Origin of the sequence: Rheinheimera sp. WS51 (genome assembly GCF_050936095.1) — a bacterium.
In the GTDB taxonomy this organism is placed as follows: Bacteria; Pseudomonadota; Gammaproteobacteria; order Enterobacterales; family Alteromonadaceae; genus Alishewanella.
This window is the reverse complement of record NZ_JBOTRC010000001.1, coordinates 580,518-596,405: the sequence shown is the minus strand read 5'-3', so window position 1 is coordinate 596,405 and position 15,888 is coordinate 580,518. Positions and strand designations below refer to the sequence as shown.

At 40.2% G+C, this 15,888-nt stretch carries 15 protein-coding genes; 3 read left to right on the top strand and 12 right to left on the bottom strand.

The window, feature by feature from the left end:
* Positions 1-126: 126 nt before the first annotated feature.
* Together ACRCA4_RS02795 and ACRCA4_RS02790 are read left to right on the top strand one after the other, a co-directional pair.
* Complete coding sequence (locus ACRCA4_RS02795) at positions 127-375, top strand: hypothetical protein (protein ID WP_433183829.1); 249 nt, start codon at positions 127-129, stop codon at positions 373-375.
* Positions 350-580: a DUF2970 domain-containing protein gene (locus ACRCA4_RS02790; protein ID WP_433183826.1), complete on the top strand. Its 231-nt coding sequence runs from the start codon at positions 350-352 to the stop codon at positions 578-580. Before ACRCA4_RS02795 ends, ACRCA4_RS02790 begins: the two co-directional genes overlap by 26 nt.
* On the opposite strand, the gene ACRCA4_RS02785 is transcribed toward ACRCA4_RS02790, so the two are convergent.
* The 9 genes from ACRCA4_RS02785 to ACRCA4_RS02745 all read right to left on the bottom strand — a co-directional run bounded on the left by ACRCA4_RS02785 (position 561) and on the right by ACRCA4_RS02745 (position 9,467).
* On the bottom strand, positions 561-1,415 hold the full coding sequence (locus ACRCA4_RS02785; protein WP_433183824.1) for a Dam family site-specific DNA-(adenine-N6)-methyltransferase: 855 nt from the start codon (positions 1,413-1,415) through the stop codon (positions 561-563). The genes ACRCA4_RS02790 and ACRCA4_RS02785 overlap by 20 nt on opposite strands.
* A gap of 4 nt (positions 1,416-1,419) precedes the next feature.
* Positions 1,420-2,820, bottom strand: a complete 1,401-nt coding sequence (locus ACRCA4_RS02780; RefSeq protein ID WP_433183822.1) for an SPOR domain-containing protein — start codon at positions 2,818-2,820, stop codon at positions 1,420-1,422.
* Positions 2,807-3,877: a 3-dehydroquinate synthase gene (aroB, locus tag ACRCA4_RS02775; RefSeq protein ID WP_433183819.1), complete on the bottom strand. Its 1,071-nt coding sequence runs from the start codon at positions 3,875-3,877 to the stop codon at positions 2,807-2,809. The genes ACRCA4_RS02780 and aroB overlap by 14 nt, the downstream gene beginning before the upstream one ends.
* A gap of 24 nt (positions 3,878-3,901) precedes the next feature.
* The gene (gene aroK / locus ACRCA4_RS02770) at positions 3,902-4,420 is read right to left on the bottom strand and encodes a shikimate kinase AroK (protein ID WP_433183816.1); all 519 of its coding nucleotides are present in this window, start codon (positions 4,418-4,420) and stop codon (positions 3,902-3,904) included.
* 166 nt (positions 4,421-4,586) lie between these two features.
* The gene (locus ACRCA4_RS02765) at positions 4,587-6,632 is read right to left on the bottom strand and encodes a type IV pilus secretin PilQ (protein ID WP_433183814.1); all 2,046 of its coding nucleotides are present in this window, start codon (positions 6,630-6,632) and stop codon (positions 4,587-4,589) included.
* 39 nt (positions 6,633-6,671) lie between these two features.
* Positions 6,672-7,211, bottom strand: coding sequence for a pilus assembly protein PilP (locus ACRCA4_RS02760; protein WP_433183811.1), 540 nt, complete (start codon positions 7,209-7,211; stop codon positions 6,672-6,674).
* On the bottom strand, positions 7,208-7,807 hold the full coding sequence (locus tag ACRCA4_RS02755) for a type 4a pilus biogenesis protein PilO (protein ID WP_433183808.1): 600 nt from the start codon (positions 7,805-7,807) through the stop codon (positions 7,208-7,210). Before ACRCA4_RS02755 ends, ACRCA4_RS02760 begins: the two co-directional genes overlap by 4 nt.
* Positions 7,804-8,400 (bottom strand): PilN domain-containing protein, encoded by a 597-nt coding sequence (locus ACRCA4_RS02750; protein WP_433183805.1) that lies wholly within the window; start codon positions 8,398-8,400, stop codon positions 7,804-7,806. Before ACRCA4_RS02750 ends, ACRCA4_RS02755 begins: the two co-directional genes overlap by 4 nt.
* Positions 8,388-9,467: a pilus assembly protein PilM gene (locus ACRCA4_RS02745; RefSeq protein ID WP_433183802.1), complete on the bottom strand. Its 1,080-nt coding sequence runs from the start codon at positions 9,465-9,467 to the stop codon at positions 8,388-8,390. The genes ACRCA4_RS02750 and ACRCA4_RS02745 overlap by 13 nt, the downstream gene beginning before the upstream one ends.
* 161 nt (positions 9,468-9,628) lie before the next feature.
* Between ACRCA4_RS02745 and ACRCA4_RS02740 the strand changes: the two genes are divergently transcribed.
* Positions 9,629-12,244, top strand: a complete 2,616-nt coding sequence (locus tag ACRCA4_RS02740) for a penicillin-binding protein 1A (protein WP_433183799.1) — start codon at positions 9,629-9,631, stop codon at positions 12,242-12,244.
* Positions 12,245-12,335: 91 nt separating this feature from the next.
* Here the strand turns inward: ACRCA4_RS02740 and argH are convergent, their stop codons facing one another.
* From argH to ACRCA4_RS02725, 3 genes are read right to left on the bottom strand one after another with little or no spacing between them, the layout of a single operon-like run.
* Positions 12,336-13,718: an argininosuccinate lyase gene (argH, locus tag ACRCA4_RS02735; protein WP_433183796.1), complete on the bottom strand. Its 1,383-nt coding sequence runs from the start codon at positions 13,716-13,718 to the stop codon at positions 12,336-12,338.
* Positions 13,719-13,723: 5 nt separating this feature from the next.
* Entirely contained in the window at positions 13,724-14,932 is a 1,209-nt protein-coding gene (locus ACRCA4_RS02730) for an argininosuccinate synthase (RefSeq protein WP_433183793.1), read from the bottom strand.
* A 9-nt stretch (positions 14,933-14,941) separates the two neighbouring features.
* Complete coding sequence (locus ACRCA4_RS02725; protein ID WP_433183790.1) at positions 14,942-15,856, bottom strand: ornithine carbamoyltransferase; 915 nt, start codon at positions 15,854-15,856, stop codon at positions 14,942-14,944.
* Positions 15,857-15,888 lie beyond the last annotated feature (32 nt).

Sequence of the window (15,888 nt, the reverse complement as noted above, 5' to 3'; positions counted from 1 at the left end):
ATTGCGCTGAAATTAGTAATTTACACTGCTAACTCATAAACGCGATTAAGAACAAAAATTAATCACCTTGTATCACTATTGCAAATGTTTTATGATGGAAAAGCTTTTAAGCAAAATGGAATTTACATGAAATCAACAACAATATTTAAAACTATTGCGATTAGTACGGTATTTATTGCTGTTGTCAGTCTATTTTTCGTAAAATCAGCCGCTCAAGAATGCTATGACTTAAATGTTGATAACGCTAAATCTTGTGTCCAAGCACATACCCAAAGTTGGTTAAGTTGGATCAAAGGCCAAAGTCGCTCTACCCAATTTCATTTTGTTGACTTACTAGAGCTAATTAATCGTGTTTCTCCAGCTAATAAAGCTTAAATATTTCATAGCCCGTCAACGTAAACCGTCATTTTTTAAGGTAATTAAAGCGGTATTAGGTGGTTTGATTGGTGTACAATCTGAACAACAACGGCAACATGATTTTACAGATAAAAGCCCTGTCCCCTATATTATAACTGCGGTTATTTTCACCCTACTGTTTGTCTTTGTTCTACTCTTGGTCGTCAATTGGGTTTTAAGTTAAGATTATTTTTTCCCCCAGCATAGACGGCAAATAATTCAGCTACTTTTTTTCTGCCAGCGCCATTTTGGCTTATAGAGCGACCTACTTTAATACTGTGTAATTTTGCTTGGTGGTATATCTTACGCGTCAAAGTTGTATCATGGTTACTAATGACAACCGTATTTCCACGTTGTTGCAGTAACTCAGCCTGATTGGCCAAAGCCGCTTGATCATCCAAATTAAAACCGGCACTAGCATAGCTAGTGAAGCTTGCCGTTTTGCTTAAAGGAACATAAGGTGGATCACAATAAATGACGGCGCCACTTGGCGCTTGCGCCATGACATCCTGATAACTGCTGCAGATAAAGTTAGCGCGCTGGGCTTTTTCGGCAAAAAACCATAACTCAGCTAATGGAAAATAAGGCTTCTTATAGCTGCCAAAAGGGACATTAAACTTACCTGATAAATTATATCGGCATAAGCCATTATAACCATGTCGATTTAAGTACAAAAACAATACAGCACGTTCATAGAGATCTTGGCTTTGATTAAACTGCTGACGCAAGCTTAAATAACTAGTTTTCTGATTACTGCTCTCACAGAATGTCGAGCTTGCATCTGCAATAAACTGCTCTGAATTACGCTGTACTATTTGATATAAATTGATTAAATCAGCATTAATATCATTGAGTTGATATTGCTTATAATCGGTATTCAAAAATACCGAGCCAGCTCCGACAAAAGGCTCAATCAATAAATCAGCTTTGGGTAAATGCCGCTTTATATCATCAACCAGCTTAAATTTGCCGCCTGCCCATTTTAAAAAGGCCCTACTTTTAGTTTCTTTTTGCGACATAAAATTAATCTACAGTACTAAGTTGCTGGCTAACGGTAAAGGCATCTATTTCTGCTTTAATTGCTTTGAGGCTTTTAAAAAAGCTGCCGCTTTTAGTTAATTTGGCTGGCAATGCTTTTTTGGCCATTAAAGCTTCTGATTTCTCGGCATAGGGTCCTAGCAGAACGACTATTTGTAAGTTGCCTTGCCAACTACGCTGATAACATTGCATGGCTACTGATGGGTATTGCGATTGGAAGGCTTCAAAAGCAGCAACATTAGATAATACCGCTAATTGTATTGCAATATCACCATCTAAAGCTTGCTGTAATTGCTCAGAGTCACAAATGGCACTAGAAGCAACCTTGCCATCAGACAGACTGGTACTGGTTGATTGTGAGGCTGCTGACGCCTTTGTAGACACAGGTGTCACTGGTAACTCAGGAGTTATATCAGATGAACTATGCGTTTTGGCAGTTCCGGTGTTGGTTTTTGTTAGCTCAGCAGTTTCAGGGTTAATAACCTTAGTCTCAGACTGAGTATTCAGATCAGTACCCGGTACGATAAGCTTATCCTGTTCAGTTGCAGCCTCAGCGCTATTAGTTTCTGGATCAACAGAGCCTATCGTTGCCAAGGTAGTGTCACTGCTAGCCGCTTTTTTCGGCAATGCAAATAGCGGTTTAGCAGGTTCAGATTGCTGCGCAACTTTTTCACGAGGCTTAGAGGCTGAATAATTATAATTGAACACTACGGCTAAAATTAAAATAGCAACCACAGATAAAATAATAAAAACGGACCTAGTCAATTTTTTGGTTGCTATGACTGGTTTCTCTGATTGCGGGCTCAAGGGTTTTACAGCACGATTAAGTGAGCCATCTAGGCCGATATTAGCTTGTTTAAAACGCGACTCTAGCTGTTCAGCTGTTATATTGTATTTTTCTGACAATTGTGCGGCATCGGCAGTTTCAGCATCTTTTAGCGTTAAGGTTAATGCTGAGGAAATTAACGACTGTGTTGTAAAAATAAAACATAGTACGTTAAGTGCCGTTAATTCAGCTATTAATTCTAGACTATAGCTTTGCGCATCATCGATAATTAAACATAGTTTTTCATGACCAGCATATAAATTTACTTGCTGTTGCAAATCAACATTTGCGGTTTGGCGACCGAACCATTGTTGCTCAATTGAGCTTACAACTTGTTGTTCCGCTGTAGCATTTAGTAAAGCGACATTCGCTTGTTCTGATAATAATTCAGCTAAGGCAAGAGCAAGAGTGGATTTACCCGTTGAGGCTGAACCTAAAGTTTGGATAGTGTCGATTTGATTAAATGACAACTGAAAACAGACACGACTAAACCATTCGCGCTGTATAGGTGATAAATGCGGTAATTTAACTAGCTGTTGCTGCAGATTAACCCAGTCCATCTGTAAACACCTGAAATAACTCTTGTTCAGTAACATCATCCACTAGCTTACTAACACCGAAGCGGCTGGGGAGTACAAAGCGCATTCTATCATTTAGCACTTTTTTATCTAATTTAATATAAGGTAAAAAGTCAGAAATAGTCATACCTTTAGGCGCTAAGGTAGGTAAGTTAAAAGCAATAAGTAACTTGATGATTCTATCAACCTCTTGTTGCTGTAACCAACCTCGCGATAATGACAATTTTGCAGCCATAACCAGGCCTGTTGCAACAGCCTCACCATGTAACCAGCTACCATAACCTAAATACGCCTCTATGGCATGACCAAAGGTATGGCCCAAATTGAGTAAAGCTCGTTCGCCCTGTTCAGTTTCATCCCGACTGACGATATCAGCTTTCATCTGGCAGCAATGTTTAATCATATAAGCCAAACTAGCATCATCTTTTTGCTTAATCTTGTGTTGGTTTTGTTCTAGCCAGGTGAAAAAATCTTGGTCTGCTATTAAGCCGTATTTAATAACTTCAGCCATGCCCGCTGCAAACTCACGTTCAGGCAAAGTAGATAAAACCTGAGTATTAATTAATACTTGTACCGGTTGCTTAAAAGCGCCAATCATATTTTTGCCTAACACATGATTAATGGCAGTTTTCCCTCCTACAGAAGAGTCAACTTGCGCTAGTAATGTTGTCGGAATTTGTAAAAATCGTACGCCGCGCTGATAGGTTGCGGCAACAAAGCCTGTTAGATCACCAATAACGCCACCACCAAGTGCAACTAATAAAACTTCACGCGAAAATTGATGCTGCAGTAAAAAAGACTGAATTAATTCAAATGATTCCAGTGTTTTATAGGCTTCACCGTCAGGAATTAGAATGATTTCTAAGCGGGACTTACTAAATAGTTTTTTTATTTGGGTTAAATAGAGCCCTGCAACTACGGGATTAGAAACAATAACGACCTGTTTGCTTTGAACTAATTCAGCATTCAGATCGTTAAAGTCGGTATCGATACATATTGGGTAGCTGCGCTGACCAAGTTGCACATCAACTTTTTGCATTACAGCTCCCCGTTATGTGTTTAGCTAAAAACCAATTTTATCTATGATCTGGTTTGCTACAGAACGAGCACTTTGTTCATCAGTACGAATAGTAAAGTCAGCAATCTCTTCATATAAAGGATTACGCTCTGCTGCAAGACGCTCTAAAACGAGTCTTGGCTCTTCTTCTGTTTGTAGCAGGGGCCTGCGTTTGTCACGCTGGGTTCTCGCGACCTGCTTTTCGATAGGGGTTTCTAAGTAAACGACTATGCCGCGTGCAGACAACCGGTTTCGGGTTTCTTTACTTAACACCGAGCCACCGCCAGTTGCCAATACAATGCCTTGAAGCTCTGTAAGATCCTGAATGACGTTTTCTTCACGCACTCTGAAACCTTCTTCGCCTTCCAGATCAAATACCCAAGCAATATCTGCGCCTGTACGACGTTCAATTTCATGATCTGAATCGTAGAACTCAAGATGAAGCATGTCTGCTAAATGACGTCCAATTGTGCTCTTACCAGCACCCATTGGGCCAACAAGGAAGATATTACGTTTTTCTGCCATATTTCGTATTGCTAATCAGCCAACTCATTTAAATGTTGAATTCAAGGACCAAATGGCTCCCGCGAAAGTTTAAAGCGCGGGGATTATGTCAGGAATCCCCGTTTGTTGGCAAGCTAATTCTCTATTCCAGTCAGTATCCTTTGTGATACTGACTGGCAAACTAGAATTAAAGCCCTTCTGAGATAATTTTTGGTGTTACAAATATCAGCAATTCATTCTTTTCGTTTATTTCGCTTGTCGATTTAAATAAACGACCTAAGTAAGGAATATCACCAAAGAATGGTACCTTGCTTACTGTTGATAATATTTGTTGCTGGTAAATTCCACCTAATACTATAGTCTCACCATTATCCACTAATACCTGGGTCTGAATTTGTTGCGTATCTATTGCAGTTGCAGGTCCCGTTGGTGTCGCTACTGTTTCACCACGCGTATTTTGAGTGATAATTAAGTCTAGTATAATTTTATTATCAGGCGTGATCTGTGGTGTTACAGTCAAGCTTAATACTGCTTTTTTAAACTCAACTGTTGTTGCACCACTTGAAGCTGCCTGCACATATGGAATTTCTACACCTTGCTCAATACTTGCTTGTTTTTGGTTAGCCGTAGTTATACGCGGGCTAGCTATAATTTCACCTTTATTTTCTTGCTCTAGAGCAGATAACTCTAGGTCAAGTAAAGTACCATCGGCAAGACGTGCAATATGAAAAGCGATACTACCAGCAGGATTACTCGCAGGTAAATTAACGTTCCAGCGATTATCTAACGCAGGCATAACACCATTAGCGATATTATTAGCGCCACCTGCATTGCCCGAGGTGCCCTGATTTGAACTACTACTACTTTGTTGGTCACTAAAGCCCCAACGAATACCTAGTTCATCATCAACCTTGTCACGTACGGTAACCATTCTTGACTCGATTAAAACTTGTTTAACCGGTACGTCTAAACGTTCAATTAACTTTCTGACACTTTCTATATTTTGAGCCGTGTCTTTAATTAAAATAGTGTTAGTACGCTCATCAACATTAACTGAACCACGGCTAGATAAAATTGTGGCATCTTTATTACTTAATAACCCTGCAATATCACTCGCTTTTGCATAGTTAATAGATAAAAAGTCTGAGTATAGAGGCTCTAAGTCTGCTACTTGCTGTTTCGCTTCAAGCTCACGTGCTTCACGAGCAGACAACTCATCGGTAGGCGCAACCATTAAGATATTACCATCCATACGTTTATCTAGACCTTTTACACGTAACACGATGTCTAATGCTTGATCCCAAGGTGTACCATCTAAACGTAAGGTAATATTGCCAGTCACAGAATCACTCGTTACAAGGTTAAAGCCGTTATAATCGGCAATAATTTGTAACACTGTTCTTACTGGAATATCTTGGAAGTTAAGAGAAATAGCACGACCTTTATATTCTTTACCACCGCCAAGAATACTTCTATTGGTAGTGTCACGCTCTACATTCAAAGTAAATATATTATCAATTTGCTGATAGGTGAAGGTAAATTCAGCTGTTGTATCAATAACTAAACGAGTAGAAGCGCCTTCTTTAAAGGTTTCAATACCTTTAACGATAGTGCCGAAGTCAACAACATCTAATTGATATAATAGTTCATCTAAGATATCAGTATTGTGAAACTCGACTTCTAGCTTACCCAAGCGTTCTGCAACATCAACAGCAGCGGTATTATCACGTAAAAAGACTAATACGCGGCCTTCGCCTTTATCACCACGGCGAAAGTCAATCGCATTGACGCGGTTAATATAAGTAGGCTTAACATCTGCAGCCTGACCTACAATATCCGAAGTTGGGTTATCAGAAATATGCATATAGAAAACATTACCCTTTACACGGGTACGGTATATTTTCAAATAGTCTAAATAGATAACCGTTCTAAATCCTTCACCTACGAATTCAGACGTCACTTTTTTAACACCAGCTTTGTTAATTAGCACTTCGTCTAATTTTTCTTCATAGTCTGAGTTATCAAAGAATAACTCAATCCTTGCCGGTTCGTTAAACACCTGAATACTTGGATCTGCATATAATTCTTCATCAAATACAAATTCAATTTCAGTTTCGCCGGTTAATAGCGGGTTATATTTAACATCATATAGCAGAGGCACAGCTGCTGCGGGCAAAGACAGAACAGTCAGCGTTAGCACACAGGCCAAAGCGCGCAGAAATCTGTCAGACATTATTGTGATTATTTTATCCATAATTTACTCGCATACTTATCAATTACTTGTAGCAGATGATGTATCTGCCATCTGCAGCATGGTCGTCCGTTCTTTCCAGCATCCGGCGCCATCGGGAATTAACTCTAACAATTCAATATGGGTTGGCTCAACGTTAATTACGCGACCATGGAATAACCCAACATGGTTACTTAAAGTTATACGGTGTAAGGTTTTATCTGAAGCTTCAATTAAAGCCCAAATATTACCGACATCACCTAAAGTGCCACGCATTTTTAAATTATCTAATGCATATTTTTCTAATGGTTCTTTTCTGCGCCTTGGGTCTGGGTGCAAACAATCTTGAACTTGTAAAAACTTATCTTGTATTGCTTCAGGTCTTGGTTCTGAGAACGGACTTCTTGCATTTATAGAGCGATAAGCAATATGTTGAAACTCTTTTACTTCCGGTAAAGGCTCAACTTTAGCTTTAGTACTTGCTTTTACTTGTTGGGTGAAGCTTTGAACTTCACTTAAATCATCAAAGCATCCTGTTAACAACACCGTGCTTACAGCTATAGCAGCTAATCTTTTTATCATTGCTGCACCTCTTTATATCTATAAGTTTTTGCAACAACATTAAAACGTAGTTTTTCATCTTTCTCCGTTTTTATGCTGAAGTCATGTAAACTCACTATCCGAGGTAATTTAGCCACTTCACTAACAAAGTTACCAAATTGGTGATAATCACCTATTACCTCTATCTTTATTGGCAGCTCAGTGTAGAAGTCTTTTTCTATCTCTGGCTCCCAATTAATACGGATAAAGTTTAAACCACTGGTTGTTCCAACATAAGTAACATCATCTAATAAGCCTGGTGTTTCATGTGTTGTCGGTAACTGTTTAAGTAAAGATGAAAAAGATTGCTCCATCTCTACCATTTGTTGCTTATATGCTTCTAAATTAACTGCTGAAGCATATTTAGTTCTGAAAACTTGTCGCAACTCAGTTTCTTTTCTTTCTGCAGCGGCAAGCTCATCAAGCTTGCTATCTATTACAAAGAAGTAACCTAAGGCACAGACTATAGCGGCAACAATAAAAGCAAATATTACTTTTACAATAACTGGCCAAGAGCCCATATTCTCTAAATCGAGATCATTAATATCGATATCAGATAAATTAACATTTAAGCTCATTTACCACCTCCTGTTGCAGGTGTCACAGGTTCTGCAGGTCCATGAACAGCTTCAAAACCAGTAATCATTAGATGCATTTTAAAGTTACTTAACAGAGTCGATGAATCTTTACCTGCTTCAATGAACTCCAGTAACGGATCAGCTAATAGCTCAGAGCTTTCAGCTTCACGCAACATATTTGATAAACGATTATTCGACTCACTTTTACCAACCAACAACAAAGAAGAACCTTTTTTCTCAAATTGAGTCAGATATACACCAGCAGGAACAACACTAGCGATTTCGTCCATGATTTGAGTACCGAGGTTACGACTACTTTGTAGCTGCTCAATCAATGACATACGCTGTTGTAAGCTTTTCTTTTTATCTTTTAAAGTACTAATTTCAACAATACGCTGCTCAAGTACTTTAATCTCATTATTTAAATAACTGTTTCGCTGTAACTGGCCATCAATTTTAGCATTGTACAGCATGTTAATAGAAAACATGGCTGCAAAGCTAAATAGTGCCGTTGCTGCTAAAACAGTTAAGTATTTCTTTTGCCGTTCTTTTCGCGCAGCTTCGCGCCACGGCAGTAGGTTTATATATGCCATGGTGAAAAACTCCGTAAAGCTAAGCCGCTAGCGACCATTAATTGTGAAGCATGTTTCTTTAACTGTTCTCTGTCAATTGAAGCAACAATATCCATTGAATTAAATGGGTTAGCCACTACGGTATGAATACCTAATTCGTCAATTAACAGTTTATCAATGCCTTCAATTAAAGCGGTACCACCAGAGATAATAATATAATCTACAGCATCTTTACCGCTACTGGTGAGATACATTTGGATGCCGCGACGAACTTGCTGTAACAACATAGTTTGAAACGGAGCTAAAACTTCAAAGGTATAGTTAGGCGGTAAATTACCATTAACCTTTGCCGACTCAGCATCGTCATAGCTTTTGTTATAATACGATAAAATGCTTCGAGTATATTGATCGCCGCCAAAGGATTGATCTCGTGTATACACCGTCTTGCCGTCTTCGATAATACTAAGCAAAGTCATAGTGGCACCGATATCGACCATCGCAACAACTTTTTTCTCAGCATCGTCAGGTAACTGACTCCAGCACAACTTAGCAGCGCGACTTAAGGCATAGCTTTCTATATCAATAACTTTGGCTGTAAAACCACCGTTATCTAAGGCAGAAACTCTTACTTCAACACTTTCTGTGCGTGCAGCACTTAATAGGACGTTGACTCTTGAAGGATCTGACTCATTAACATCTAGCTTTTCAAAGTCAATACTAACTTCATTTAAGGGGTAAGGGATCAGTGTATCTGCCTCTACTTCAATCTGACTTTCCAATTCAGCATCGGTTAAGGAGACATCCATAAAGATGATTTTACTGATTACGGTAGAACCCGATACTGCAGCAGCGGCATGTTTAACTGATCTAGGGATCTTTTTACGGATCTTGGTCAGTATATTACCTACTGCTTCAATATCTTGAATCTCCCGGTCAGACATTGCACCTTTAATCATAGGCTCAACCGCAAATGCTTCAACTTTACATTTACCGTCTTGCTGACTAAGCAATACCGCTTTAACCGAGTGGGCTCCAATGTCTATTCCCACCATCATAGTGGGTTGTTTGGTAAACAGGCGTTTTATCATAGCATCCTGCAATAAATTTTATTGTTATCGTTATCGCTATTCTTGCATGTTTATTAGCTTAGTTGCTAATTTTTCGCAATAAAAAGCGTTTCATCCAGCGCTAATAAATATATACTAGCAGTGTTATTCAAGAATTGGGAGTAAAAAATTGGTGTTGATCTGTGTCTTGGCTTAAAAAACTTTTAATTCTCGGTGTTATTTTATGTCTATGCGGCCTTTTAACTATCGCAGGCTTATATCTGTATGTAAAAGATGACTTGCCTGATGTTTCTACATTACAAGACGTAAAATTACAGACTCCTATGCAGGTATTTACTGCTGATGGCCAGCTTATCTCTCAATTTGGTGAAAAGCGCCGTATTCCGTTAACACTAGACGAAATGCCTCCTCTATTAATAGAGGCTTTTCTAGCGATAGAAGATAGCCGATTCTATGAACATCCTGGCATTGATATCATTGGTATTATTCGTGCTGCCAGTGTTGTTGCTACATCAGGTGATTTTAGCCAAGGTGCGAGTACGATCACCCAACAATTAGCTAGAAATTTTTTTCTTACCCGAGAAAAAAAGTTGATCCGAAAAATTAAAGAAGTTTTTCTAGCTATTCGTATTGAGCAACTACTTTCTAAAGATAAAATCCTCGAGCTTTATCTAAATAAAATTGAATTAGGTCAGCGCTCTTTTGGTGTTGGCGCAGCCGCCCAAGTCTATTTCGGTAAATCGGTAAATGAACTTAGCTTAGATGAGATTGCCATTATTGCAGGCTTGCCTAAGGCGCCTTCGACTTTAAACCCTGTGCGTTCACCTGCCAATGCCAAGACTCGACGCAATGTCGTTTTATATAGAATGTTAACGGTGGGTGCTATCAGTCAAGACGCTTATGATACAGCGATTAAGGCCCCGATTACGAGTAAACGTCATGGCGCGCAAATTACTGCCTCTGCGCCTTATATTGCGGAAATGGTTCGTCAAGAAATGGTTGATCGTTACGGTGAAGAGCTTGCCTATTCAGCTGGTTTTCAAGTAACTACAACCGTCAACAGCCAACAACAATCAATCGCTAAGCGTAGTTTACAACAAAATTTATATGACTATGACGAACGTCATGGTTATCGTGGTCCCGTTAATACTTTGTGGCAAGCGACTTTAGATCCTGAAGTCACAGAGCAACCTGAGTTTAAACAACCCGATCGTCTTGAACCTGAGCAAATCATTGCTTATTTAGACCAGCAACAAGGACTGGAAGACCTTGTTCCTGCTGTTGTAACTGAAGTCTTTAGCAAATCAGTATCCTTAATAATGCAAGGTGGTGATCAAGTTACTATAGAATGGGATGGTTTAAAGTGGGCACGTAGTTTTATTACAGACCGGCGACAAAGCAACGCCCCGAAAACTGCAGATGCTATTTTAGCGCCTGGAATGCATGTATTAATAAGACAACAAGACAACAAGTGGCGGCTAAGTCAAATTCCAGAGGCTACCAGTGCCTTAGTGGCGATAGATCCTAAAGATGGTGCGATACGATCACTGGTGGGTGGTTTTAGTTTTAGTGAAAGCCAATTTAATCGCGCTATCCAAGCTAAGCGTCAAGTAGGTTCGAATATTAAACCATTTATTTATTCTGCTGCCCTAGAAAATGGCTATACCTTAGCTTCTATTATGAATGACGCTCCTATTCATCATTGGGATGATAACGCTGGTATTGCCTGGCGACCGAAAAATTCACCCGCTGTATATGATGGCCCTATTCGCATTCGTGAAGCTTTAGCTAAGTCTAAAAACGTTGTCTCTATTCGGTTATTACGTGGCGTCGGCATCGATAATGCTATTGAGCATTTACAGCGCTTTGGTTTTACTGCCAGCGACTTGCCTCGCAATGAAACGTTAGCACTAGGTTCAGCATCATTAACACCTATGGAAGTCGTTAAAGGCTTCGCCGTTTTTGCTAATGGTGGCTATTTAGTTCAGCCTTACTTAATTGATACGATTACAGACGCCGAGCATAACCTTATTTATCAGCATAAACCTGCTATAGCTTGTGATAACTGTGAAACAGATATAGCGACTATCCCTAAAGTCTCATCAACATTAAAAGCTGAAACTTCAATTAAACAACTTTATGATCGCTTAAGCCATCATGAAATATCTGATGCTGAGTTTGCTGCGGCCACCTTGCCTATTGAGCAACCTATTATTGCCCAGCGTGTATTATCAAAACAAAATAGCTTTTTAATAGCTGATGCATTAACGTCAAGCGTATGGGGTGGTGGCGATTGGGCAATTGGCACCGGCTGGAATGGCACAGCCTGGCGCTTACAAGAATTAAAACGTCGAGATATCGCTGCTAAAACGGGTACGACTAATGATTCAAAAGACACTTGGTTTTCTGGTTTCACTTCTGACCTCGCTGTCACAACATGGGTTGGCTTTGATGATGCAAACCGCAGTTTAGGCCGAGCACAATGGCATGCTAATATGGGGCAGTCGCAAAGTGCCGGCACTGAATCTGGGGCAAGAACCGCTTTACCTGCTTGGTTAGATTATATGAAGGTTATTTCGCCATCATTGCCGGTTAAGCCAATGGCTGCCCCTTTTGGCCTAGCTTCTGTAAGAATTGATCTTAAAACTGGTTTACTTAGCCGAAAAACAGATACCTCTAGTAGTTTCGAGTACTTTATTAGCGGTACCGAACCTACTCAATATAGCAGTAATAGCGTACAACCCATTAGTTTTGATAGCAGTAGCGAACCGGTTGAAAAAGAAGTCGAGTTATTTTAAAACACTCTTAAAGAGCTATCTCAACTCATTTGCAATAAAAAAACCGCTGACTATAGCGGTTTTTTTATTTTAAGCAGTTATAACGTAATGACTATGTTTGCTGTTCTAACCAGCTTTTAGCCTCAGCCAGTGCCGCTAAAACTCGCTTGGGTGAAGTGCCAGCTAAGGCACTACGTTTTTCTAATCCTGCTTCAAGTTGCAATGCCGCAAATACATCTTGCTCAATCAAGCTACTGTATTGTTGTAAGCTAGCTAATGGCATAGCTTCAAGCGCTAATTGCTGCTTAGATGCGGCAACAACAAGCTCGCCTACCACCTCATGGGCATCACGAAATGGCATGCCTTTACTTACCAGATAATCTGCTAAATCGGTAGCATTACTATAACCAAGCTCAGCAGCCTTGCGACATTTTTGGCTATTAACAGTTAAATGCGGTAATACTGTGGCCAGTACCAGTAAAGATTGCTGCCAAGTTTGCATTAAGTCAAAAAAGCCTTGTTTATCTTCTTGCATATCTTTGTTATAGGCCAGCGGTAAGCCTTTTAAGGTATGAATAATCGCAACTAGATGGCCTAAAACTCGGCCAGTTTTTCCCCGCAATAATTCAAATACATCTGGATTTTTCTTTTGCGGCATAAGTGATGAACCACTACTTATGGCATCGCCTAACTTAAAGAAGCCAGCTTCACCTGAACAAAAGAAAATAACATCTTCTGATAAGCGTGATAAATGCGTCATACTGATACTGCCTGCAGCAGATAACTCGACGACATAATCTCGATCAGAGACCGCATCAAGGCTGTTTCTAGCCGCGGTTGTAAAGCCCAAGCTTTGTGCTAAAGCTTGGCGGTCAATATTAACCCCCGTGCCCGCAAGTGCCCCGCAGCCTAAAGGACTGACATCCAACCGATTTAATCCATCTTCAAGTCGGCTTAAGTCTCGGCGGAACATTTCAACATAAGCTAACGCCCAATGAGCAACTAATACTGGCTGAGCACGTTGCAGATGAGTATAGCCAGGCATAACATCAGTGCCCGCTTGCTCAGCAAAGTCTAACAAAGCTTTAATAGCACCAAGCAATGCTTGCTTAACTGACTCTGCATTAAGTTTGGTCCATAACCGTAGATCAGTAGCCACTAAGTCATTCCTGCTGCGGCCAGTATGTAATTTCTTTGCCACAGAGCCAAGTTGCTGGGTAAGTTGTGATTCAACCCAGCTATGAATATCTTCTTCACTAGTTTGCAATGGCAAGCTTGGATCTTGCTCTACTGCTTGGGCTAATTTAGCTAAACCGCTATCTAGTTGTAGCGCTTCATCAGCACTAATAATTTTCGCTGCGGCTAATTGTTTTGCCCAAGCTCGTGATGCTTGGATATCGTGTAACGCCAATACATAATCGAAACTCAAAGAGTCATTAAACTGGCGAAATTCATCTAAGGTCGCCTCTTGAAAGCGACCGCCCCACATAGCCATAACCCTTATCCTTTTTGCTGTTGATGTAAAGCCTTGATCCGGCTTGCTAAGCTAAATAAACAAATAAAACCGGCAGCATCTTTTTGATCATAAACTTCGTCATCTTCAAAGGTAGCGAAGGCTTCAGAATATAATGAGTTTTCTGAACGACGCTTCGCAACCGTCACATTACCTTTATATAGCTTAAGTACTACATCTCCACTTAACTCTTGGGCTAAACTGGTTGCAGAGGCTAATAATGCATCTTTTAATGGCGTAAACCAACGGCCATCATAAACTAACTGAGCAAATTCAAGCCCAACCTCTTCACGGTATTTTAACGAGGCACGATCATAGACTAAAGCCTCAAGCCCTTTAATTGCCGCCATTAATAAGGTACCACCTGGTGTTTCATAACAACCCCGTGATTTCATCCCCACTAAACGGTTTTCTACTATATCTATCCGGCCTATACCGTTTTCAGAGCCAACTGCATTTAACTGCGCAATAGCTGTGATAGGATCTACCGCTTTACCATCTAAGTGAGTGAGCTCACCCTTAGCGAAACTTAATTCAATATAGGTGGGATTATCTGGTGCTTGCTCTGGTGATTTAGTCCACATCCAAACTTGTTCTGTTGGCTCGCACCAAGGATCTTCAAGCTCGCCACCTTCATGAGAAATATGCCATAAGTTAGCATCACGGCTATATATTTTGGTTGCTGAGGCTGTGGTAGGTACCTTCTTTTCAGCTAAGTAATCTAATAGTGATTGTCTTGAAGTAAAGTTCCACTCTCGCCACGGTGCTATTACTTTTAATTGTGGCGCTAGTGCAGCAAAGGCCGCTTCAAACCGTACTTGATCATTACCTTTACCGGTACAACCATGGCAAAGCGCATCTGCGCCTAACTCTAACGCTAAGTTAACCTGAGCACGCGCTATCACCGGGCGCGCCATAGAAGTACCTAATAAATATTGCCCTTCATAAACCGCTCCGGTTTTTAAGGTAGGGTAAATCACTTCTTTTAATAGCTCTTCACGTAAATCTACTACGTGGCATGAACTGGCACCTGAATTAATGGCTTTTTGCTCAACCCCAGCTAACTCTTCATCGCCTTGACCGACATTAGCCACAAAAGCGATAACTTCACAGTTATAATTATCTTTTAACCAAGGCACTATGGCTGATGTATCTAGTCCACCTGAATAGGCTAAAACAACTTTTTTAATACTCATAAAAAAACCTCACGAAAATAAACTGATTAAAACCGCATTTTGCGCATGCATACGATTTTCGGCTTGTAATAAAACTAATGATGCTTGGCTATCTAACACTTCGCTGGTCACTTCATGTTCGCGATGCGCAGGCAAGCAATGCATAAAATAGGTCACACCTAATTGCTGCATTAGCGGTTGATTAATTTGATAAGGGCTAAAGGTTTTAGCGATAAGTTCAGGATTAGCTTTATCGCCCATTGATAACCAGGTATCGGTATAAATAGCATCTGCGCCGTTTGCGCTGTTTAAATCCTGGCTTAAACTAATGCTAGCGCCTGTTTGCAGTGCTATTTGCTTGGCCTGAGTGACAACATCTGCTGCGGGTAAAAAGCCCTCAGGTGTTATTACTGTCATCTTGATTCCGGATAACGCCGCACCTAGCATTAATGAATGACACACATTGTTGCCATCACCTACATAAGCTAAATGCACTTTTTTAAGATCAGTAAAACGTTCTGTTAAGGCCAATAAATCGGCTAATGCTTGGCAGGGATGGAATCGATCACTCAGAGCATTAATTACCGGCTTATTACTAGTGGCAGCTAATTCATCTAAGGTTGCTTGAGAAAAAACACGTGCTACTATGGCATCGGTCCAACAAGCTAAGTTACGACCAAAATCAGCAACCGTTTCCCGCTTACCCATAGCGCCATTTTGTTGATCTAAATACACGCTATGGCCGCCTAGCTTATTTATACCAACATCAAAACTAACTCTTGTTCGCAAAGATGGCTTTTCAAAAATTAATGCTATGCTTTTTCCTGCTAATGCTTGGCTATAATTAGCAGGTTGCTGTTTTACCTTTAATGCTAATGCCAAAAGATCGGCAAATTGCGCCGGCGTGAATTCCGCCAAACTCAAGAGGTGTTGTAATTTATTCATACTGATTATTTAACCGCCAAAGCGGTTTCCAG